The 21699-nt window shown below is 62.3% G+C and carries 15 protein-coding genes; 9 read left to right on the forward strand and 6 right to left on the reverse strand.

The window, feature by feature from the left end:
- Nucleotides 1–152: 152 nt before the first annotated feature.
- The 7 genes from QRN54_RS19700 (at nt 153) to QRN54_RS19730 (ending at nt 11644) form a co-directional block, all read left to right on the forward strand.
- Nucleotides 153–1460 carry an SWIM zinc finger family protein gene (locus QRN54_RS19700; RefSeq protein WP_030536087.1) on the forward strand — a complete coding sequence of 436 codons (1308 nt, stop codon included), beginning with the start codon at nt 153–155 and terminating at the stop codon, nt 1458–1460.
- On the forward strand, nt 1457–2941 hold the full coding sequence (locus QRN54_RS19705; RefSeq protein WP_502944066.1) for a DUF5691 domain-containing protein: 1485 nt from the start codon (nt 1457–1459) through the stop codon (nt 2939–2941). Before QRN54_RS19700 ends, QRN54_RS19705 begins: the two co-directional genes overlap by 4 nt.
- A 59-nt stretch (nt 2942–3000) precedes the next feature.
- Nucleotides 3001–4071 (forward strand): ATP-binding protein, encoded by a 1071-nt coding sequence (locus QRN54_RS19710; protein WP_285182957.1) that lies wholly within the window; start codon nt 3001–3003, stop codon nt 4069–4071.
- Nucleotides 4068–6254, forward strand: a complete 2187-nt coding sequence (locus QRN54_RS19715; protein ID WP_285182913.1) for a DUF5682 family protein — start codon at nt 4068–4070, stop codon at nt 6252–6254. Before QRN54_RS19710 ends, QRN54_RS19715 begins: the two co-directional genes overlap by 4 nt.
- The gene (locus QRN54_RS19720; RefSeq protein WP_047269390.1) at nt 6251–7414 is read left to right on the forward strand and encodes a VWA domain-containing protein; all 1164 of its coding nucleotides are present in this window, start codon (nt 6251–6253) and stop codon (nt 7412–7414) included. Before QRN54_RS19715 ends, QRN54_RS19720 begins: the two co-directional genes overlap by 4 nt.
- A gap of 42 nt (nt 7415–7456) precedes the next feature.
- Nucleotides 7457–9079, forward strand: coding sequence for an MFS transporter (locus QRN54_RS19725; protein WP_285182914.1), 1623 nt, complete (start codon nt 7457–7459; stop codon nt 9077–9079).
- A gap of 237 nt (nt 9080–9316) precedes the next feature.
- Nucleotides 9317–11644: a putative bifunctional diguanylate cyclase/phosphodiesterase gene (locus QRN54_RS19730; RefSeq protein WP_285182915.1), complete on the forward strand. Its 2328-nt coding sequence runs from the start codon at nt 9317–9319 to the stop codon at nt 11642–11644.
- Nucleotide 11645: 1 nt separating this feature from the next.
- Here the strand turns inward: QRN54_RS19730 and QRN54_RS19735 are convergent, their stop codons facing one another.
- Both QRN54_RS19735 and QRN54_RS19740 read right to left on the reverse strand, forming a co-directional pair.
- Nucleotides 11646–12770, reverse strand: coding sequence for a GGDEF domain-containing protein (locus QRN54_RS19735; protein ID WP_064113656.1), 1125 nt, complete (start codon nt 12768–12770; stop codon nt 11646–11648).
- Nucleotides 12771–12891: 121 nt separating this feature from the next.
- Nucleotides 12892–14331, reverse strand: a complete 1440-nt coding sequence (locus QRN54_RS19740) for an amino acid permease (protein WP_030536080.1) — start codon at nt 14329–14331, stop codon at nt 12892–12894.
- A 157-nt stretch (nt 14332–14488) separates the two neighbouring features.
- Between QRN54_RS19740 and QRN54_RS19745 the strand changes: the two genes are divergently transcribed.
- Nucleotides 14489–16027 (forward strand): PucR family transcriptional regulator, encoded by a 1539-nt coding sequence (locus QRN54_RS19745; protein ID WP_502944067.1) that lies wholly within the window; start codon nt 14489–14491, stop codon nt 16025–16027.
- Here QRN54_RS19745 and QRN54_RS19750 read toward each other — a convergent pair.
- The 3 genes from QRN54_RS19750 to QRN54_RS19760 form a co-directional block, all read right to left on the reverse strand.
- A complete protein-coding gene (locus QRN54_RS19750; RefSeq protein WP_285182917.1) occupies nt 16003–17439 on the reverse strand; it encodes an aldehyde dehydrogenase family protein in 1437 nt (478 codons plus the stop codon). The two genes, QRN54_RS19745 and QRN54_RS19750, sit on opposite strands and share 25 nt — an antisense overlap.
- Nucleotides 17436–18809, reverse strand: coding sequence for a 4-aminobutyrate--2-oxoglutarate transaminase (gene gabT / locus QRN54_RS19755; RefSeq protein WP_030536079.1), 1374 nt, complete (start codon nt 18807–18809; stop codon nt 17436–17438). The genes QRN54_RS19750 and gabT overlap by 4 nt, the downstream gene beginning before the upstream one ends.
- 118 nt (nt 18810–18927) lie before the next feature.
- The gene (locus QRN54_RS19760; RefSeq protein ID WP_285182918.1) at nt 18928–19734 is read right to left on the reverse strand and encodes an alpha/beta fold hydrolase; all 807 of its coding nucleotides are present in this window, start codon (nt 19732–19734) and stop codon (nt 18928–18930) included.
- Between the two features lie 75 nt (nt 19735–19809).
- On the opposite strand from QRN54_RS19760, the gene QRN54_RS19765 reads away from it, so the two are divergent.
- On the forward strand, nt 19810–20571 hold the full coding sequence (locus tag QRN54_RS19765; protein ID WP_003943067.1) for a DUF2127 domain-containing protein: 762 nt from the start codon (nt 19810–19812) through the stop codon (nt 20569–20571).
- Here QRN54_RS19765 and QRN54_RS19770 read toward each other — a convergent pair.
- Nucleotides 20555–21694 (reverse strand): cation:proton antiporter, encoded by a 1140-nt coding sequence (locus QRN54_RS19770; protein WP_030536077.1) that lies wholly within the window; start codon nt 21692–21694, stop codon nt 20555–20557. The genes QRN54_RS19765 and QRN54_RS19770 overlap by 17 nt on opposite strands.
- Nucleotides 21695–21699 lie beyond the last annotated feature (5 nt).

Genomic DNA, 21699 nt, shown 5'->3' on the forward strand with positions numbered 1-21699 from the left:
CAGAACCAGACACCACGTCCGACAACAAGACACTCATTGAATCCCCCGATCCCCTCCCCAAATCATATTCGAATATGTGTTCGAGTCAAGGGGTAATTCCCAACGAATCGGCCTGACTCTGTGATGTCAGCGGGTTGTCATACTGTTGTCGAGTGACTTCGCCGTGGACAGCTGGGCAGGTGGCGTCGGTAGCTCCGGACGCCGCATCGCTGGCCGCTGCGCGCAAGTTGGCTGGTTCGTGGAGCCATGCCGGCAACAGGGGTCTCGCGCTCTGGGGGCTGTGTCAGGGCAGCGGCTCGAAGCCGTATCAAGCAGTGGTCGACCTGAGGGGCCCTGCATACAAGTGCTCGTGCCCCAGTCGAAAGTTTCCGTGCAAACATGCTCTGGGGCTGCTGGTGGAATGGTCGGAAGGGCGTGTGCCGTCGGCGGACGAGCCCGCCGACTTCGCGGCAGAGTGGTTGTTGCGCCGCGAGGAGAAGGCCGAGACCCGCGGCGAAAGGGCTGAGACCGGCGACGAGGCTCCCAAGAGGGCTCCCGACCCGGCGACAGCGCAGAAGCGCGCCGACCGCGTTGCGAGCGGTCTCGTCGAATTGGACCTGTGGATCACCGATCAGATTCGCAGTGGTCTGGCAGCGATGGACACATCCTGGGCGGGCTTCGACGCAGTAGCTGCTCGAATGGTGGATGCTCAGGCGCCTGGTGTCGCAGGCACACTTCGAGCCTTGGCGGGCACCGTTGCGTCTACCGAGAACTGGCCCGAGAAAGTCCTCGACGAGTTGGCTCGGTTGCACCTGCTGGTTGCTGCGCATCAGAAGCTGTCCGAGTTGCCGGAAGATCTTGCCTATTCGGTGAAAGCACACGTCGGCTATCCGGTCTCAACCGAGAGTGTGATGGAATCGATTCCGGTGAAAGAGAACTGGATGATTCTCGGTTCCGGGATCACCGAGGAGAAGCGACTGTTCACCCGAACGGTGTGGATGCTCGGCAGGAATTCGAAGCGGTGGGCCATGCTGCTCGACTTCTCCCACGGGTCGGCCAATTTTGCCACCGAAACGCCGCCAGTCGGGTTTCTGCTCAACGCCGATGTTCATTTCTATCCCGGTGCCGCGGCATTGCGGGCGCGGATAGGGGTCACGCACGGAGAACCGGAGCCCTTCACAACCATGCCGTTCGGAAGCATCGACACTGCGTTGCAGCAGTTTACCGATGCCCTCGCCGCGGATCCATGGTTGCGCTCGTGGCCGGCAGTGATCAGTTCGGTGGTCCCGTCGTTCGTCGACGGATCATGGTTTGTCGTCGACGAATCGGGCACAGCGCTTCGGGCAGAGGGTGATTCGGATCTTCTGTGGAAGTTGCTCGGCATTTCCGGCGGTTACCCGGTCACAGTCTGCGGAACGTGGAACGCGCTGGCTCTTACTCCGATCTCGGTTTTCACGGGAGGGCAGGTGATCGTGCTGTGAGTACATTGATCTCAGCGGCGCTCCTTGGGACAGCCAGAACAGCAACAACATTTGAGGAGCTGCCGGCTGAAGTGCGTGGCTACGCTCGCGAACTCGACGGCGATCCTGCCGAGATGCTTCTCGCAGGAGCAGCGTTGGAGAGGGCGTACCGCCGTGGCGGTGCGGGCTCCACCACGGCGGCGGTGCCGACACCTGCGCCAGACGATGTTCGATTCACGCTGCCGGAATCCTCATCGGCGCATCTGCTGTCGATGCTCGCGGCCAAGGCGACCTTGCTCGACGAATGGTTCGCAGTCGCGTTGGAGCACAATTACCGTGCGCCTGATCATCTGGTCGCCGAGTTGCTTTCCTTTGCACGTGCAAGTGAAGCTCACCGGGAGAGCATCCTGCAGATTGTCGGCGAGCGTGGTCGATGGCTTGCCGCGCAAAACCCCGAGTGGAGCAAACTCGTCCGAACCAGGGATGCCAACCCGGACGTGTGGCGTCACGGAAGTTCGTCGCAGCGCACACAGTGGCTGATAGACACTCGTCGAACAGATCCCGCGCTGGCGCTGGCCGAACTCCGAATGTCCTGGGGCACCGAGCGGGGCGAACAGAAGGCTGCCTTCGTCGCGGCGCTGGCAAACGGACTGAGTGCGGATGATCAACCATTGTTGGAGGAAGCCCTCGACGACCGTCGCAAGGACGTGCGACGCGCGGCAGTGGAAGTACTCGGACAACTCCCCGAATCGGAGTTCGGGGAGAGAATGGCTGCTCGGGTTCGGAAATGGGTGCGGGTGGAACGGAAACTCGTTCGGTCCACGCTCGTCATCGTCCCGCCTGAGGAAGTCGATTCAGCGGCGAGGCGAGACGGCATCGAAGACCGGCCGAATCCACACACCGACTATCGTGCCGAGTATGTGCGTCAGGCGATCGGTTCTGCGCCGTTGTCTCTGTGGAACAACATGATCGGTGGACCAGGCAAGGTCTTGGGGATGAGCGTTGACGAAAGCTGGGAACCGATCCTTCACGACGCGTGGTCCACCGCCGCAGTCGCGCAGAACAATACGGAATGGGCGCTGGAACTCTTTCGTATGCGCGGCACCGCCACCGATCGACGCGTGCTCCCGTTGGTGCCGGCCAAGGCGCTGGCTGATCTGTTGAGGTCCGGAAACGGCGACGCCAACGTTCTGCACCCGGGCCGGGCAGCGATCTACGACGCTCTGCGAGGTCCATGGCCCGAGGACATCACCCGGGCAGTGGTAGCCCAGTGGGAACGAGTTGCGGCCAGACGTGCCGACGGAGGCGCCAAGGCCGGCGAATTCTCACGCTACAAGTACGTCGCATCGCTGCGCCTGGCCGAGACTCGATTTCCTTACAGCGCAGTAACTTTGCTGGAGCGTGCGGCGGAGCGTGCTCGTGACCCCGACTGGCGGCAAACCTTCGCCAGAACTGCCAGTGCCATCACCCACCGCAAGACTCTGCTCGAGGAGCTCAAGTGACTGACAGCGTAACCGTGCCCACCACGGAACCGGAAAAGCTCGCGCAACCGGCAAAGCTGATGCGGCCCCACGCAGAGCAGGAGTACGCGCTCGAACTCGAAGCACTGGCCGCGCAGGATGCTCGTCCGCGTCCACCGTCGTGGAACTTGTCGCCCTGGGCCGTCGTGACGTATCTGTTGGGTGGCACTCTCGACGACGGAACCGTCATTTCGCCGAAGTACGTCGGTCCACGGCGGTTGATGGAAGTGGCCGTCGCAACTCTTGCCACCGACCGGGCGCTACTGCTGTTGGGGGTTCCCGGTACGGCCAAGACCTGGGTCTCCGAACACCTTTCGGCCGCAATCTCGGGTGCGTCGACGCTCCTGGTTCAAGGCACGTCGGGTACGCCCGAGGAAGCTATCCGCTACGGCTGGAACTACGCACGTCTTCTCTCCGAGGGGCCGACCGCCGGTGCGCTGGTGCCTTCTCCCGTGATGACGGCGATGGAAAGCGGGAAGATCGCCCGCGTCGAAGAGTTGACGCGTATCCCGGCCGACGTGCAGGACGCTCTCATCACCATTCTCTCCGAGAAGACGTTGCCGGTGCCGGAACTGGGCATCGAGGTGCAGGCAGCCAAGGGCTTCAACCTGATCGCTACCGCCAACGATCGCGATCGCGGTGTCAACGATCTGTCGTCCGCACTGCGTCGACGGTTCAATACCGTAGTCCTCCCTTTGCCGGCCAGCGAGGAAGACGAGGTGGCCATAGTGGCACGTCGAGTCGAACAGCTGGGCGCAGCACTGGAATTGCCGACAACCCCCGCAGCAGCCGAGGAAATTCGCCGGGTCGTCACCGTGTTCCGGGAACTGCGATCAGGCACGACCACCGACGGCCGCACCAAGTTGAAGTCCCCGTCCGGAACTCTGTCGACGGCGGAGGCGATCTCGGTGGTCACCAACGGTTTGGCGTTGTCTGCGCATTTCGGGGACGGCGTACTGCGGGCATCCGACGTCGCTGCCGGAATCCTGGGCTCGGTGATCAAGGATCCGGTCGCAGACAAGGTGGTGTGGAACGAGTACCTCGAGGCAGTAGTGCGTGAACGCGGCGAGTGGTCCGACTTCTACCGGGCGTGCCGCGAGGTCACCGGGTGACCATCGTGATTCCGGACCTGCGTGTCCGGGTCTTCGGTATCCGTCACCACGGCCCGGGATCTGCTCGTTCGGTTCGGCAGGGCCTGGAAGAGTTCTCGCCTGACGTCGTCCTGATCGAAGGGCCTTCGGACGCAGACCCGTTGGTGATGCTGGCGGCGTCGGAATCGATGGAACCACCGATTGCGTTGCTCGCGTACGCCACTGGCGAACCGTCGAAGGCGGCATTCTGGCCGTTTGCGGTGTTCTCACCCGAATGGCAAGCGCTGCAGTGGGCTGCGAAGAACGGTGTGCAGGCACGGTTCTGCGATCTGCCCGCCTTCAACGTGTTGGCGGGTCAGGGGATTCGTACTGTCCGCGAGGGCGATCCTCTGTCGGAACTGGCCGCGGCCGCGGGTTTCGACGACACCGAGCGCTGGTGGGATTCGGTGATCGAATCGAGCTCGGGCGCAGATTCTTTCGATGCGATCACCGAGGCGATGGAGGCGCTGCGTGAGACAGTGCCGATCGACGAGGAGACAGCGCATCGCGAAGCGTACATGCGTCAGGTGCTGCGAAAGACGTTGAAAGATGGCGCTGAGCGGGTAGCGGTCGTCTGCGGAGCCTGGCACGCGCCGGCGTTGGTCGGAGCCTTGGGGCCGGCGGCACCCGATGCTCGCATCCTCAAAGGAATGTCCAAGGTCAAGACCTCGCTGACCTGGGTTCCCTGGACACATTCACGCCTGGCGTCGGCATCGGGTTACGGCGCCGGAATCACCTCGCCGGGCTGGTATCACCACCTGTTCACCGCGAACGACAAGACGATCACGCGGTGGCTCACCAAAGTTGCGCGGGTGCTCAGGGACGAGGACCTTCCGATCTCGAGTGCTCACGTCATCGAAGCTGTCCGGTTGGCAGATACGTTGGCGGCACTGCGTTCTCGACCCTTGGCGGGATTGTCGGAGGTCACCGAGGCAACGAGGTCGGTGATGTGCGACGGGAACGACGTTCTTCTGGATCTGATCACGCGAAGATTGGTTGTGGGCGAAGCGCTGGGCGCGGTGCCCGAGGAAACGCCGACAGTCCCACTCGAAGCAGACCTGCGCGCACGCTCGAAGACCTTGCGGCTCAGACAACAAGCGGGAGCAAAGACTCTCGATCTGGACCTGCGACGCGACATCGACGTCGAGCGTTCCCAGTTCCTGCACCGACTGGGGATCCTCGAGATCGATTGGGGAACCCCGGCCGACAGTGAGGTCCGTTCCACCGGAACGTTCCGGGAGACTTGGGCGCTGCAATGGAAGCCCGAATTCTCGGTCTCGGTGATCGAGGCGTCGCTGTGGGGCACGACGGTGGTTGCAGCGGCGACATCATGTGTCGTCTCGAAGATCAACGAGCCGGACATTTCTCTCGCGTCACTGATCGGACTACTGGAGAACTCGCTCCTGGCGAACCTGCCGGCAGCGTTGTCCGCTGTGCTGGAAAGTGTGAAAACGGTTGCGGCACTGGATCATGACGTGTCGCACCTGATGGCGGCGCTGCCCACGCTGACGCGAACGCTGCGGTACGGCGATGTGCGCGGAACCGACGTGTCGGCATTGGTCGACGTCGCCGACAGTCTGTTGATCCGCATTTGCACTGGCCTCGCAGTCGCCGTCACGGGCCTGGACGATCCCAGTGCCGAGGAGTTTCGCGAACACCTCGACAAGGTTCACTCGGCAGTCATGGTTCGTGACGATCGCGATGCGAGCGCACGGTGGCTGCAGGCCATGGCCGGCGTGATCGACCGTGACGACGTCAACGGATTACTCGTCGGCCGGATGGTGCGGCTACTGCGCGACAGCGGTTCGATCACGGAAACCGCTGCAGCCCAGCGCTTGTCTCGGGCCCTGTCCGTGGGAAGCACGCCGACCGCCAAAGCCGGGTGGGTCGACGGGTTTCTCGGTGGAGGAGGGCTTGTGCTCGTTCACGATCGAGCGTTGCTCACGCTGATCGACACGTGGGTTCGCCAACTTCGTGAGCAGGACTTCATCGACACGCTTCCACTGCTTCGACGTACGTTCGGAGCGTTCGAGGCGGGGGAGCGTCGAGCGATCGGTCAGGCGGTCAGAGGCGGCCGACGCGTCGAAACGACAGTGGAGACCGATGCTCGACGCGGCAGAGCGGCAATGGCGGTCGTTGCGGACATCTTGGGAGTGGGCGCATGAGCGACGACGATCAGCGCCTTCGACGCTGGAGACTGATGCTCGGGGAATCCGCCGAAGAATCGACGGGTGGGCTGGGCCAACCGGGCGAGCGTCGAATGGATGCAGCTCTTGCCGCACTCTACGATTCGTCCGGCCCGACCAAGGGGCGACGCCGCTCAGCCGGATTGGGGGCGTCGGCTCCGTCCGTCGCCAGATGGCTCGGCGATATCCGGACGTACTTTCCCAGCACGGTGGTGCAGGTGATGCAGAAGGACGCGATCGACCGACTGGGTTTGGCGCAGTTGCTGCTCGAACCGGAACTGCTCGATGCCGTCGAGCCCGATGTGCATTTGGTCGGGACGCTGCTGAGCCTCAACCAGGTCATGCCGGAGGCCAGCAAGGCCACTGCTCGAATGGTCGTCGGCAAGGTGGTTCGGGAAGTCGAAGAGCGAATCGCGCAGAAAACGAAGGCCGCAGTGACCGGGGCACTCAATCGTTCGGCCAGAACGTCGAATCCGAAGTTGCGTGACATCGACTGGGACCGAACCATCCGAGCAAATCTGTCGCACTACCTTCCGGAGTATCGAACCGTCGTCCCCGAGCGGCTCGTCGGATACGGCCGCAAGTCGAAATCCGTGCAGCGCGACGTAGTCCTGGCGATCGACCAATCGGGTTCGATGGCGTCCAGCGTCGTCTACGCGTCCGTGTTCGGCGCGGTGTTGGCGTCGATGCAGGCGCTGAAGACTTCGCTCGTGGTTTTCGACACTGCCGTCGTCGACCTGACGGACAAACTGTCCGATCCAGTCGACGTCCTTTTCGGGACCCAACTTGGTGGGGGCACGGACATCAACCGCGCAATCGCGTACAGCCAGTCACTGATCTCGCGTCCTGCCGAGTCGATGTTCGTTCTGATCTCGGACCTCTACGAGGGCGGTATTCGCAACGAGATGTTGCGCCGGATGGCCGCCATGAAGAACTCCGGCGTTCAAGTCGTGGTTCTACTGGCACTCTCGGACGACGGGGCACCGTCGTTCGATCACGACAATGCAGCGTCGCTGAGTGCCCTCGGGATTCCCGCGTTTGCGTGCACGCCGGACAAGTTTCCGGAACTGCTGGCGGTGGCTCTGGAACGCGGGGACGTGTCGGCTTGGGCGGATCAGCTCAGCCTCGAACAGCACTGACCGGTCTGCTTCGAGAACCTGAACACCGGGTACACCCGCACGATGGGTGACGGACAGGTTGCTGGTTCGACGACGCAGGCGGGTTCAGGACTGGTTCTCACGGTGTTGGCATCCAGCCAATTCCTGATGACCTTGGACAGTTCGGTCATGAATGTTTCGATGGCAACCGTCGCCGAGGACGTCGGCACGAGCATCACCGGCATTCAAACCGCGATCACGCTGTACACCCTGGTCATGGCGACGCTGATGATCACGGGCAGCAAGCTGGGGTCGATGATGGGTCGTCGCCGGGCCTTCGCGCTCGGCTTGATCATCTACGGCGCAGGTTCTCTGACAACGGCGCTCGCTCCCAATCTTGCGGTCCTGCTGATCGGATGGTCGTTCCTCGAAGGCGTCGGTGCGGCACTCATCATGCCCGCGATCGTCGCGCTCGTCGCCACCAACTTTCCGGCTCAGAAGCGCCCGGCTGCCTACGGTCTGGTCGCTGCCGCCGGCGCGATGGCCGTGGCGGTCGGGCCGCTGATCGGCGGCGCCGCGACGACATTTGCGTCATGGCGTTACGTGTTCGTCGGCGAAGTCGTGATCGTTGTCCTGATCTTGCTGGTGCTCAGCAAGGTGGTCGACGTCCCACCGTCGAAGTCGCGCCTCGACTACGTCGGATCGATCTTGTCCGTGGTCGGGCTGGGCATGATCGTCTTCGGCGTACTGCGCTCGAGCGAGTGGGGTTGGGTGCAGGCCAAACCCGACGGACCGCAGCTGGTCGGGCTTTCCCCGGTGGTGTGGCTACTGATCGCCGGGCTCCTGGTCGTGTACGGATTCCTGCGCTGGGAGGGACGCCTGGCCGCTGCGGGGAAGGAGCCGTTGCTTGATCCGGCGATGCTGCGAAACCGCGAGCTCAGTGGCGGACTTTCCATGTTCTTCGCGCAGTTTCTGGTCCAGGCGGGCGTGTTCTTCGCGGTCCCGTTGTTCTTGTCCGTAGTTCTGGAGCTCAGTGCCCTGGAGACGGGAGTTCGCATCCTGCCGTTGTCGGCGGCGCTCGTCGTGGCGGCGATCGGTATTCCGAAGCTACGGCCTACCGCGAACCCGCGACGCGTGGTCCGAGTCGGATTGTTGGTCATGGTCGTCGGCATTCTGATGCTCGTTGCAGGCATGGACCCCGGCGCCAATGCGGCGATCGTGATGATTCCCATGCTGTTCATGGGTTTCGGCTTGGGGTGCCTGTCTTCGCAGCTCGGAGCCGTCACGGTGTCCTCGGTCCCGGACGAGCACAGCACCGAGGTCGGCGGGTTGCAGAACACCGCCACCAACCTCGGCGCTTCCTTGGGAACTGCCCTGATCGGATCGGTTCTCATTGCCACTCTCACGACGTCGGCGATCGCCGGAATCGAAGACAATCCGGCGGTTCCGACATCGGTGCAGCAGCAAGCGAGCACCGACATGGCCTCGGGCGTGCCGTTCCTGTCGACGACGCAACTCCGATCCGCTCTCGATGACGCCGGCGTCGCCGAGTCCACGGCGGATGCGATCGTGGACGTGAACGAAGAAGCCAGGCTGGACGCGTTGCGTGTCGCTTTTGCCGTGGCAGCGCTGCTCGCAATCGCCGCGTTGTTCCCGACCGCTCGAATCCCCCGCGTCGCGGTCGGCGACAAACGTGGTTCGAGCTAAGAATCAGCAATCGCGGATCGACCTGGACGATCGACGGAACGACCTCTGGATATAGTGATCTGCGCACAATCGATTCGTCAGATGGCTACCGTTGTGAAGGAAACAAGCAGCGAGTCTGAAACACTGACGTTTCACCGGATAAGGGTTCGGTGGGGAGCCAGGGGAGGTTCGGATGGCCAGGCGAGCGGATTCGACGCCCGCTGATGGCGCCTGCGCAGATGTCGGGATGCCTCGCTGATGAGCCGTCCGAGTCGATTGGGCAGGCAAGATCCTGCTTCGGAGGCCGACTGCAACAGCCTGTTTCGCCGTCAGATAGACGAAGCTGCAGCCGTCGCGCCGTTCGCCAATCTTGCGTACATGGCGAGTTTGGTCGTGATTCTGACCTACACCGTCCCGCCCGGACGTCAGACGCTCAGGTGGTTGGGTGGCGCCCTCATCTTTCTCGTCCTCGCGAATTCGATCCGAGTATGGATTCCCCTTCGCTGGCGGCCGTCGAAGCACACCCCGCGCTACGACTACGTGGGTCTGCTCGTCGAAGTGATCGTGGTCGCGACCCTCGACGTCACACTTTTCGCTCTGCTCTTTCACGACATGGACGTCTTCCGCGACTTGGTTCTGATCGCGACGATGGCCGGGATCATGGGCGCCGGGACCGTGACGTTCTCGAGTCTGAGATCGGTGAGCCTGACCTGGATCTACATTCACGGCCTCGGCGTCTTCACTGTTCTCGTCGTCCACGCCGAACCCCACTTTCGCATACTTGCGATTCAGTTGTGCATCTACATGTTTGCGCTCACCGTAGGGGCGGTCTATCTGTCGGCCTCTTTCCAGAGACGTTGTCTCGCAGAGTTTCAGGCGGAATCCGAGCGTCAGACTGTGGCGTTGTTGCTCGACGGTTTCGAGGGCGGTTCCCGCGACTGGCTGTGGGAGTGCGACACCAACGGCCGGTTCTCCCACACCTCGGCACGTCTCGCCGAGGTCGCAGGTATGACGGTGGACGAGTTGCAGCAACTCACCTTCGGACAACTCCTCACCAGACTCCAGATCGCATCGAGTCCGGAGGGGCGTGCGGCCGCGGCCCAGATGATCGACAAACTCGAATCGAGTGCTCCCTTCCGGGACACTGTCGTGCCGGTGCATGTCGACGGTAGGCGACGCTGGTGGTCTCTTTCCGGCAATCCACGGGTCCTCGAATCCGGCGTGATTCTGGGTTGGCGCGGTGTCGGTTCCGACATCACGGAGAGGTATGTCCACGAGCAGGAGATCCTTCGCCTTGCGGCCACCGACTCGTTGACCGGGTTACCGAACCGTCGTGCGTTCGGAGTGGCGCTCGAGGAAGCGATCGATTCCCGCGTGCCGGAGAAGCAGGTTCTCGTCGGGATTCTCGACCTCGACAACTTCAAATCGGTGAACGACACCCTTGGCCATCCGATCGGGGACCAATTACTTCTCGAAGTCACGAAACGCCTTCGCGACGTGATCGGTTCGGACATGTGCTCGCGGATGGGCGGTGACGAATTCGGGCTGATCGTCTGCACCTCTTCGCGCGACGATCCCGGTGTGATCTTCGATCGGTACCTGGAAGTGCTGCACGAACCATTCTTCGTCGAAGGCAATCGGATCGAAGTGCGGGCCACGATCGGTTACTCGAGCGCGCCCGAGGATTCGACGGACGCCGACGGATTGATGATGCTGGCGGATCTGGCTCTGTACGAGGCGAAGTCGACGGGACGCAATCGAGTGGGTAAGTTCTCACCGCTGCTGCGGGCGAGGGCATCGGCGCGGGCGACGGCGTTGCACGAGCTGGACAGAGGGATCGAGGAAGGGCAGTTCGATCTCCATTACCAGCCTCAGGTCGACACTCAGACCGGTGAAGTGGTGGCCTTCGAGGCTCTTCTTCGGTGGAACCATCCCAGCCGCGGCCTCATCGGGCCCAGCCAGTTCATCTCGGTGGCGGAGGAAACCGGAATGATCATTCCCCTCGGCGCGCAGGCAATGGCGATGGCGACCGCCGCTGCTGCGGGGTGGCCGACCGGAATTGGCGTCTCGGTCAACGTTTCACCAGTGCAGTTGGTGTCGCGAGAGTTCGGTGCGATGGTGAAGAAAGCGCTGACGGATTCGGGCTTGCCTCCGCAACTGCTGCAGCTCGAAATCACCGAGACAGGTGTTGTGGACGATCGCGCGATCCGGGATCTCTACAAGCTGCGTGAGCTCGGGGTCACCGTCGCACTCGACGATTTCGGCACCGGCTATTCGTCCTTTGCCACGCTCCAGAGACTTCCAATCGACGTTCTCAAGATCGATCGCATGCTGGTCACCGACTCGGACGATCCGAAGATGTCCGTGGTGAAGTCCATTGTCGAATTGGCCGCGTCCCTCGGTATGAAATCGTTGGCCGAGGGCGTGGAGACCATCGAGCAGTTCCGCCGCGTCCAGTGGGTCGGGTGTGACCTGGTCCAGGGTTACCACATCAGCAAGGCTCTGACCGCTGAGCGCGTCGATGTGTATCTTGCCGCGACGGACACGGAAACCGGGCGCAGCGTCCACCCACTTACGTGGCTGTGAATCAGATCTGAGCCGAGCGGATCGTATTACCGCCTGCCGCCTTCGCTTGATACATCATCGAATCCGCGACATTTGTCGCCGCCAGGATTGCGGAAGCACCGCCGCTCCACGCCTTCGATTCGGCGGTCATCATCACCGCTCCGACGCTCACCGTTGTGGGGATCGCGTCGGAACAATCCGACAGCGCCGCGTTTATCCCTTCGATCAACAGGGTTGTCGATTCGGGATTGCCGGCGATGACGGCCAGGTATTCTTCCCCGCCGGTTCGAGCGATGACTCCGCGTTCGCCGAGATGTGTGCTCAATCGGTTCGCGGTTCTCCTGATGACATGATCGCCTTCGGCATGACCGTGAAGATCATTCACCGTTTTGAATTTGTCGATATCGACGACGATGAAGGCGAGAGATGAAGAATCGTCTCGGGCGCTCTCGAAGAGATCGCCGACTGCCCCTTCCAGTCCCCGACGGTTGAACAGTCCAGTGAGGGGATCCCGGTCCGAATACTGGGCATCGCGGTAGAGAGTGCGCCAAGTCAGGTGCGCAAAAATGGGAACGAGTGTGACAGCTCCGAAAAGAACGGTGCCGCGGGCCAGAAGCGTCGTGATATCGACGTCGCCTTCCAGATATGCAAGAACGAAAACGGTGGTCGTGACGGTCGTCGACCAAACGACATGAGCGACAAGCCACTTTGCGCTGACAAAAAGCGTCGCAAAGGTTCCGGTGACCGCGAAGACGATGCAACCGAACGTCCCGGACGAGCGATCCGGCACCAGGAGGACGGCAGCCGCGATCCCGAGATCTGCGAATATTCCGAATGCAAGCAACCCCCGGCGTCCGGGAAACGGTTGTGTGAACCAGCATGCGGCGATTCCCACACACGTACAGATCATGAAAATCGAAAGAGCTTTGCCGGGGGTGGTCGGCGGCGTATCCGGACCGATCAATTTGTAGAAAGCGGACAGTCCGAAGATGATCGTCATCATTCCGAGCAAGGTTCGGAAGATCGGAATGATTGCCCGGCCGGATCTCTGGTGCTTTATCCACTCGTAGTCGTGTGGTTCGTTGAACCATTCGTGAAGTGTTCGCCAAGAACTGTGCCCCTCGGAGGCGATGACAGGGCTCGGCATGCTGTCCATTTTGCCTTGAATTTAGGTAAAGAGAAAATCTATGTTCGACCGCTTCCATCGGATCGGCTCTTTTCGGGGAAGAGGTTCAATTATCGAGTCGAGCGCTTACTCGATGCTTGTTTCAAGCTTTCTTCGAACTGCTGTGTGCGTTGTTCGAGGCGGTCGCGAACGATCCGACTTTTCGCGTACGAGACTTTCTCACGCCGTAAGCGGCGAGGATGACCCCCAGCGCGACCAGGCTTTGGACGAATTCCGCGCGCGTGGGTTCGTTGAGACCCATTCCCACCAGGATCACGAGAATCAGACCAGTGACCACTATCGGCAGGCCGGGATACAACCAGACACGGAATTTCAGAATCTCGGGGCTTTCGCGTTCCCATCGGCGTCGGAGGCGTAGTTCGGATACACAGATCAGGATGTAAACGAACAAGCAGATTGCGCCCGACGAATTCACGAGGAACAAGAAAATCGTATCCGGCCAGATGTAGCCGGCCGCGATACAGAAGTACCCGGCCACGGTGCAGGCGAGTACGCCCTTCACCGGCACGCCGCGGCTGTTGGTCCGTGTCATCCAGGCCGGCGCGTCGTTGTAGACGGAGAGTGCGAAGAGCATCCGTGACGCCGTGTACAGGCCGGAATTGAGGCAGGACAGCACCGCGACCAGAACCACGAGATTGAGAATGTCGGCGGCGCCGGGAATTCCGAGCAGGTCGAGTGCGGAGATGAACGGAGAATCGCCGACGACGAACGAATCCCACGGCAGCATCGTCACGAGGAGGAAGGTGGCGACAACGAAGAAGGCGAGAATGCGGAAGACGACCGTGTTCGTGGCCCGCCTGATCGCTCCGGCGGGTTCGGCGGATTCCGCTGCGGCGATCGTGACAAGCTCGGCTCCGGTCATGGAGAAGATCACGGCGACAACGCCCACCAGTACGGGGGTGAAGCCGTTCGGCAGAAATCCTCCGTGGCCGGTCAGATTGCTGAAATCGACTTCACTGCCGGGCCAGATGCCGAAGACGAACAGACTGCCGAGCACGATGAAGCCGATGATGACGGCGACCTTGATACCCGCAAACCAGTACTCGGCCTCGCCGAAGTTGCTGACGGAGAGAAGATTGACCCCGGTCATCACCAACAGGAGTACCGCTGACATGAGCCAGAGCGGGACACCATGGATCCACCGGGAGAGCAAGGTTGCTCCGACGACGGATTCGATGCCGACGACGATCACCCAGAAATACCAGTAGAGCCAGCCAGTGGTGAAACCCGCCCAGTCGCCCAACGCCATGCGGGCGTATTCGGTGAACGATCCCGTACACGGCTTGGCCACGGCCATTTCGCCGAGCATGCGCATCACCAGGAACACGATGATCCCGCAGATCGCGCACGTGATGACTGCGCCGGGGCCGGCCTGGTTGATGATTCCGCTCAGACCGACGAAGAAACCGGCGCCGATGACGCCGCCCATGGAAAGCATGGTCAGGTGGCGCTTCTTCAAGCCTGTTTTGAGTGTCGAATGAACGCTGGCGGCTTCGGCTGTTTCGGTGCTGCTGTCGGGCATGTGGGCTCAGCTCCTATTGCATGACGCGATCAGTTCTTTCGGAGAGACGCTAAGCTCATCGTGTGATCCAGAACATGGACTTGATGTACAAACCTGAACTGGAAACTGTCAGTTCTGTCCACTGCCTTTCTATTCACTGCCCTCGGAGGTTCCGGTAATGCCGATGACTGTCCGGCGCCTGGCGGCCACCACCTCGCTCGGCCTCACGATCGTTGCCGGTCACGACGACGTGGATCTGTCGATCAGCTGGGCGCACGCAATCGAATTGCAGGATCCGACCCGTTGGCTCGCCGGTGGAGAGCTTGTCATGACGACGGGGCTGCATCTACCGCGTTCGGCGACAAAGCAATACGAGTACGTCGAGCGCATCGCGCAGACTGGTGCGGTGGCACTGGCGTTCGACACCGGCACCGTCCACGAGAGGGTGCCGGACGCGATCATCAAGGCCGGCGACGAACTGGGTTTTGCCGTGCTTTCCGTCGCCAAGGAGACGCCGTTCATCGCCATTTCGCGGGCCGTGATCGACGAACTGACTGCCGACCAGATACGAACGGTGCAGGCGGTGGTCGACGCGCAGGAGAAGTTGGCGCGTGCCCTGCTCGACGGGGTGCCGGCTCTGATCACTGCCCTGGGTCGAGCCGTTCACGCAGCAGTCTGTGTTCTCGATCGGGACGGCGCGGTGCTGGCTCTGACGGAAGGTGCGAGTTCGTCTCTGCCCGAACGCATCAGGGAGCGATCAGGTAAGGAGCGCAGCCGGATCGTGGTGGACGACGACGGCCACCTGGCCATTCACCGCCTTGCTGTGAGCGGCACGCTGGCCGTGGCGTCCGAGGCCGCCTTGGATCAGTCCGAGCGATTGTTGGTGGGCCACACGGTGTCGCTGTTGACCATCGAGCTTGCCAAGCCGTTGCGGGTTGTCGATGCCGAACAGCGGCTGAGGTTGGCCGTTACGACGATGGTGCGCCAGGCCGGCGGTGACGTCGACGAAAGTCTGTTGCGGTACTTCGGATTCGAATCCGAAACCACGGTGGTGGCAACCGCCTTGACCGATGTCGGACCTTTGCTTGCGGCCACCGACATCACTTCAGCGGCCCTGGAAGAAGAGTCGGTGCCGTACCTGTTGGCCCCGCTGACTGACGGAACCGGTGTGTGGTTCGTCGTGAAAAGTGAAGTTGCGGAGAAGGTCACACGCAGTGTGTACGCGAGAGTGCGGGAGAATTCACGCCGGAGTATCAACGGTGGAATCGGTGGCGTCCGCCCGATGACCGGTGTAGCGGCCAGTCTGCGCGAGGCCGTCTCTGCTGCCAAAGTGGGGCAGGTCGAAGGACACACACTCGTTCCGTTCTCGGAACTCGGGACTTTCAGTCTCTTGTTGAGTGTGCAGTCGAGCGAAGTTCTGCAGTCGATCGCGGCCAGCGGTCTCGGTGTGCTGGAAGGCTACGACGCCGAGAACGGTTCCCGTCTGGTGGACTCGATCGAAGCGTTCCTGCACCACAATGGTCAATGGGAATCCGCTGCAGCGCAATTGGGTGTTCACCGGCACACGCTGCGTAACCGCATGGACAAGGCTGCCGAGTTGATCGGGAGAGATCTCGATTCCGCCCACACCCGGTCCGAGTTGTGGATCGCACTCAAAGCTCGTGAACTGCTGCAGGCGGAATCGAATTCAGATCACGCTCGGCCGCCCCTGAGATAGACGGTGGTGGTGTGAGTGAAGAACTCTCGCGCCGCGTCGCCTTGTTCCTTGGGTCCGTATCCACTCCTCTTCGCGCCGCCGAAAGGTACGTGGGGATCAGCGCCCGCCGATTCCGAATTCACGTGCAGGATCCCCACGCCCAGATCGTCGATACCGGCCAGTGCACTGGTCAGGTCTTGCGTGAACAATGCTGCGGACAAACCGAATTCGCCCTCGTTCGCCAAGCGGAATGCGTCTGCGGTTGTTGCTGCCCGCTGCACCGCCAGTACCGGGCCGAAGAGTTCCTCGAACCACAGTTCGGTGCTCGACGGTAGTTCCAGCACTGTCGGTTGGACGTAGTAGCCCGACTGCGGCGCTTCGGCGGTGGCCACAACCCTGGCGCCGCCGTCGACGGCTCGATTGATCCCCTCGATGATCGACTGCTGCGCGTATGCGCTGACCACGGGACCTGTCGTGACGTCGGGATCGAGTGGATCTCCGACTCTCAGTTGCTTGACTTCAACGGTCAGCCTGGCCAGGAATTCCTCGGCGATGGATTCATGGAGCACCAGACGTGAAGTGGCCGTGCATTTCTGGCCGGTTGACCGGAATGCACCCAGCATGACCTGCTCGACCGCAAGCTCGAGATCTGCGTCGGCAAGTACGACGGCTGCGTTCTTTCCACCCATTTCCGCCTGTACCGGAACTCCTCGCGCCGCAGCAGATCCCGCGATCTTTCGGCCGACTCCGGTGGAACCGGTGAAGGTGACGGCGTCGAGGTCCGGGTGATCGACCAGCGCTTCACCGGCCGCGCTGTCGGCGAGGATCATGTTCAGGACTCCGTCGGGTAGGCCCGCTTCGGTCAGTGCCTGCGCGAGACGGAAGGCCAGAAGGGGCACCGCGGCAGCCGGTTTCCAGACGACGGTGTTTCCGTACACCAAGGCAGGCGCAATCTTCCATGCCGGGATCGCGATCGGGAAGTTGAACGGCGTGACAACGCCTACCACGCCGAGAGGTTTGCGAGTGACGAGAATCTGCTCGCTGCTACGTGGGGAGGAATACACCGTTCCGGTCTCGCGGTCGGCGGCGTTGCCGTAGTAACGCAGAATCTGCGCTGCGCGGCGCACCTCTCCGATACCCTCGGCCAGCGTTTTCCCTTCTTCGCGGGTGAGTTCTTCGCCCCAGGCCTCAGCGTTGGATTCGATGATTTCCGCTGCGCGAGTGAGGTATGCGCCGCGTGCGGACATCGGCAGGCGGGCCCAGTCATTCGCGGCGATGCGGGCGACGCGAACACCGGTCGCCATTTCGGAGGCACCGGCGCGGCCTCCGGTGGCGACAACCTCGTCGGGACGGGCCGGGTTGGTGTCCGTCAGTGTGCCGTCGCTGCCCGTGACCCAAGCTCCGCCGATCAAGCTGCGCACTGCGACGCTCATCGGACTGCGGCCACAGCGTCGCGAAGAATACCGAGTCCTTCGGTCAGCAACTCGTCGGAGATGCTCAGCGGCGGGAGGAAACGGACGACGTTTCCATAGGTGCCGGCGGTGAGCAGAAGGAGACCGTGCGTGTGGGCGTAGCTGACGATCTGGGCGACGGCCTCGCGATTCGGAGCCTTGTCCTCGTCGTGGACGAGTTCGATTGCAATCATGGCGCCGCGTCCACGAATGTCGCCGATTATGTCTGTGTCCGAAGCGATTTCGGACAAACCTGTGGTCAGAATGTCGCCGATGTCCTTGGCGCGGTCGAGGAGCCCTTCCATCTCGATCGTCTCGAAAACTGCCAGGGCGGCCTCGCAGGCAACGGGATTGCCGCTGTACGTACCGCCGATACCACCGGGATGCGCGGCGTCCATGACGTCGGCACGGCCGGTCACGGCGGCGAGTGGCATTCCGCCGGCGAGACCTTTTGCGGTTGTGATGATGTCGGGGACGAAGTCCTCACTCTCGCTGGCGAACCAGGATCCGGTTCGTGCGATACCGGTCTGGACCTCGTCCGCGACGACGAGAATGCCGCGCTCACGGCAGAATTCCGAGATTCGCTTCAGGAATCCCGGAGCGGGAACGATGAAACCGCCCTCACCCTGAATCGGTTCCACGACCACAGCGGCTACCGATTCGGCGCCGATCTGAGTGTCGATCGCAAGACGGAACTGGGCGAATGCTTCGTCGGCCGCGTTTTCGGGGCCGCTCGGCCAACGGTAGGGGTATGCCATCGGAACCCGGTAGACCTCTGGTGCGAACGGGCCGAATGTGGCCTTGTACGGCTGGTTCTTGGCTGTCATCGTCATGGTCATCAACGTGCGACCGTGGAATGCGTGGTCGAAGACGACAACTGCCGGGCGACCGGTGGCGGCACGTGCGTATTTCACGGCGTTCTCGAGCGCTTCGCTGCCGGTGTTGAACAGCGCTGTTCGCTTCTCGTGATCTCCCGGGGTCAGGCGGTTGAGCGCTTCGCAGACCTCGAGGTACCCCTCGTAGGGGTTTGCGAGGAAACACGTATGGGTGAACTGACCGAGCTGGCGCGTGGTGCGTTCGACCACGCGCGGCGCACTGTTTCCGACGGTGGTCACGGCGATGCCGCTGCCGAAGTCGATGAACGAGTTGTCGTCGACGTCGACGACAACTCCTCCGCCCGCTGCGGCAACGTAAATGCTGGATCCGCTGGTCAGCCCGGCCGGCAGTGCGGCGCTCCGGCGCTTTGCCAAAGCGCGCGAGTTGGGGCCGGGCACTTCGGTGACGAGGCGTCGTATCTGGGGAAGGGTCGGTCCACCGATGCACGTTTCCGTGCCGTGCTCGAGAATGGTCATCGCAGTGCCTCCAGTCGTTTTCCGAACTGTAGGACGGCGATGAATGATCCGGACATGGCCGGATTGTCGAGTGGCTTCTATCTCATAGGACGCCGCGTCCAGCAGGTTGTCCAGCAGGTTACTGTGCGAAACTGCCGAGGAATCGTTGCAACAGTGGGTTGTACACCTCAGGGGCTTCCCAGAACGCTGCATGCCCCACACCGGGAATCACGTGATACGTGCCCTCCCAGAGATTCGCGAAGGTCAACGACGCGACATACGACGTGTTCACGAACGGGTCCTCGGCGCCGTCGATCACCGCGAGAGGCACAGACGCCGTTGCAACCAGAGCCTTCTGATCCGATTCGCGGCCGGCGCCGAATGCGTCGAACATGATCTTGCGAGCGCGTCCGTCGGTGCGTATCGCGGCGTCGAGGGCAGCCTGCTCGAAGGGAACGGCGGTCATTCGTGCGTAGAGTTCGGCTTCTTGCGCGGTGATGACCTCGGTGCCGCCGATGGACAATCCGTTGCCGGCATTGAAGGCGTCGCCGAGCGTCTCGGGATTTGCCGGCGGCGTACCGGTGATGACGATTCCGGTGAGCCCGGGGAATTTCGCGATCAACTCGAGAGCGATGTGTCCGCCGAGCGACCAGCCGACGACAACGGCTCTTTCGACGCCGAGTTCGGTCAGAACATCGACGATGGCGTCGGCGTAACCGTTCTGCGTGTATGCGGCTTCGGGATCGCTCGCGTCCTCGGAGTCGCCGTGGCCGAGTAGGTCCAGAGTGATCATGCGGTAGTCGCCGGCCCAGTCGGCGTCGACCTGATGACGGAAGATGGAGCGGCTGGCCGAGTTCCCGTGGATGAAGACAACCGGAAAACCGTCGGTGGCACTGTCGTCGACTGCCATGACGCCATGCCGGGTTTCGATCTTGGTGGTTGTCATCGGAATCCTCATCGTTCGAAGTGCACGGTCAGCGGGTATCCACGCTACCGGGCATATGCGGCATAGAGTTCACCCGTGGACTTCGCATTGCGCTCGTGCAGTTGGCACGGTCACGAGACCTACGCTCCGGACGAACCTGAGCTGCGGGATCGACTACATGTGGATACTGCGGTGGGTCAGGCGTGGCGGTGCCTACGTTGCGGCAACTTCGTCCCGGGAGCGCCCCGAGCATCGGGACCGGCGGACGCCGCCCCCGAGGTTCCGCGGGGGAGGCTGCTTCGCGACCGGTTGATCATGCGACTTCTTGCCACCGAGAGAATGTTCCGCGCTCTGGGTTTGGTTCTTCTGGCGATCGGTGTGTTCGAACTGAGATCGTCGAAGGGTCGCGCCGAGGACGCCTTCGAGAACGAATTGCCGTTGATCAGGCCACTTGCCCGTCAATTGGGCTGGAACATCGACGATTCCAAACTGGTCCATCACATCGAGCAGGCGTTTTCGTTGTCCGCTACGACGCTCACCTGGATCGCAGTCGGGCTGTTGGTCTACGCCGGCCTTCAAGTGATCGAGGCAGTCGGCCTGTGGATGGTCGAACGCTGGGGCGAGTACTTCGCGGTGGTGGCGACCAGCTTGTTCCTGCCCCTCGAAATCTACGAATTGACCGAGAAGATCACGTGGTTGAGGGCCGGGTTGCTGCTGGTGAACATCGCTGCCGTCGTATGGCTGATCTGGAGCAAGCGACTCTTCGGTGTCCGCGGCGGCGGCGCGGCGTATCACGCCGAACATTCGGAGGAGAGCTTGCTGACGGTGGAGAGGGCCGCGGTCAAGCAGGCTTCGTGAGACCAGCTTTCGACGCGGCAGCACCCGCCAGCGTTGCTGCACCGATCGTGATCATGGCGGCGAGGAGGATGGCTGCGGGTTCACCGTCGCCCATCACCCCCAATTGAGTGCCCACCGTAACTGCGGCAACCGGTACTCCCAGTTGTGCGGCGGACAGCACGCCGAGAGGGAGCGGGAGACCGAGGGCGCGTATCGCGGCGTGAACCACGAGAGTTGCTCCGCCCAAGACCAATCCGAGCCAGATGGCGGACGGATGGGTGACGAGGTCGCGCAGATTGATCGCCGCTCCCAACCAGACGAAGAAGAGGGGAGCGAAGAAGCCGTCGGTGATGGCGAAGAGCTGTTTGGCGAGGCGGCGGGGTTCACCGATCGCGGCAAGAACGAGCCCGAAGGCGAAGCCCGCGAGCATGATCGACACGTGAGTGCTCGACGCCAGCGCTGCCAGAGAAAAGAGGATCACCAGATTGATCCGGAGTTCGAGTGCAAACTTTCGTTTCTCCGAGAATTTGTGGAGCCTTCGCCAATGGCCGGACCGGTGGAAGGCTCGCAGTACGAAGAACAAGGCAACCGCACACGCCGCCACAGCCAGTGCGCCGACACCGGCACGAGGGGCATTGTCCGGATCGATCACCAAAGGCAGCGCAACAATGCAGACGGTGTCCGCGATCGCGACCTGGGCAGTCATCTGCAGAACCGAGGTTCCACCGAGCCCCAGCGAATCGACGATGGGGAGAATCAACGCCGCGGACGACGACGCGATCAGGACCGCGTACAGCGCGGCGTGACCGGTGCCGAATGCCGTCGCCGCACCGTAGCCGGCAACAACCGACAGAAGTCCGACGACAACCGAGCGAACGGCACCCTTGCCGATTGCCGCACGGACTGCCGGATCGCGAACCGGGACGTGTGAGCCGGCCACCATCATCGTGAGCGCGAATCCGATATCGGCCAGGAACGTGAAAGTCTGGTCCGAAGAGTCGAGCAGCCCGAAACCGGTGACACCGAAGACGACGCCCGCGGCAAGTTCGCCGACCACCACGGGGACATGCCAGCTGACGCGAGCGCCGAGCAGCGGGCCGAGAATGCCGGCCAGCGCGACGAGGGCAAGGATGCCGAAGGTCATCGACG

The sequence above is a fragment of the Rhodococcus sp. MEB032 genome, from assembly GCF_030208925.1.
Taxonomy (GTDB): domain Bacteria; phylum Actinomycetota; class Actinomycetes; order Mycobacteriales; family Mycobacteriaceae; genus Rhodococcus_F; species Rhodococcus_F qingshengii.

What these genes read in the sequence shown, in the direction of transcription:
- QRN54_RS19730 (WP_285182915.1), top strand. Translation starts at nt 9,317, where the DNA reads ATGAGCCGTCCGAGTCGATTGGGCAGGCAAGATCCTGCTTCGGAGGCC.
- QRN54_RS19745 (WP_502944067.1), top strand. Translation starts at nt 14,489, where the DNA reads ATGCCGATGACTGTCCGGCGCCTGGCGGCCACCACCTCGCTCGGCCTC.
- gabT (WP_030536079.1), bottom strand. Translation starts at nt 18,809, where the DNA reads ATGACCATTCTCGAGCACGGCACGGAAACGTGCATCGGTGGACCGACC.
- QRN54_RS19740 (WP_030536080.1), bottom strand. Translation starts at nt 14,331, where the DNA reads ATGCCCGACAGCAGCACCGAAACAGCCGAAGCCGCCAGCGTTCATTCG.
- QRN54_RS19710 (WP_285182957.1), top strand. Translation starts at nt 3,001, where the DNA reads ATGCGGCCCCACGCAGAGCAGGAGTACGCGCTCGAACTCGAAGCACTG.
- QRN54_RS19750 (WP_285182917.1), bottom strand. Translation starts at nt 17,439, where the DNA reads ATGAGCGTCGCAGTGCGCAGCTTGATCGGCGGAGCTTGGGTCACGGGC.
- QRN54_RS19725 (WP_285182914.1), top strand. Translation starts at nt 7,457, where the DNA reads ATGGGTGACGGACAGGTTGCTGGTTCGACGACGCAGGCGGGTTCAGGA.
- QRN54_RS19735 (WP_064113656.1), bottom strand. Translation starts at nt 12,770, where the DNA reads ATGCCGAGCCCTGTCATCGCCTCCGAGGGGCACAGTTCTTGGCGAACA.
- QRN54_RS19760 (WP_285182918.1), bottom strand. Translation starts at nt 19,734, where the DNA reads ATGACAACCACCAAGATCGAAACCCGGCATGGCGTCATGGCAGTCGAC.
- QRN54_RS19770 (WP_030536077.1), bottom strand. Translation starts at nt 21,694, where the DNA reads ATGACCTTCGGCATCCTTGCCCTCGTCGCGCTGGCCGGCATTCTCGGC.
- QRN54_RS19720 (WP_047269390.1), top strand. Translation starts at nt 6,251, where the DNA reads ATGAGCGACGACGATCAGCGCCTTCGACGCTGGAGACTGATGCTCGGG.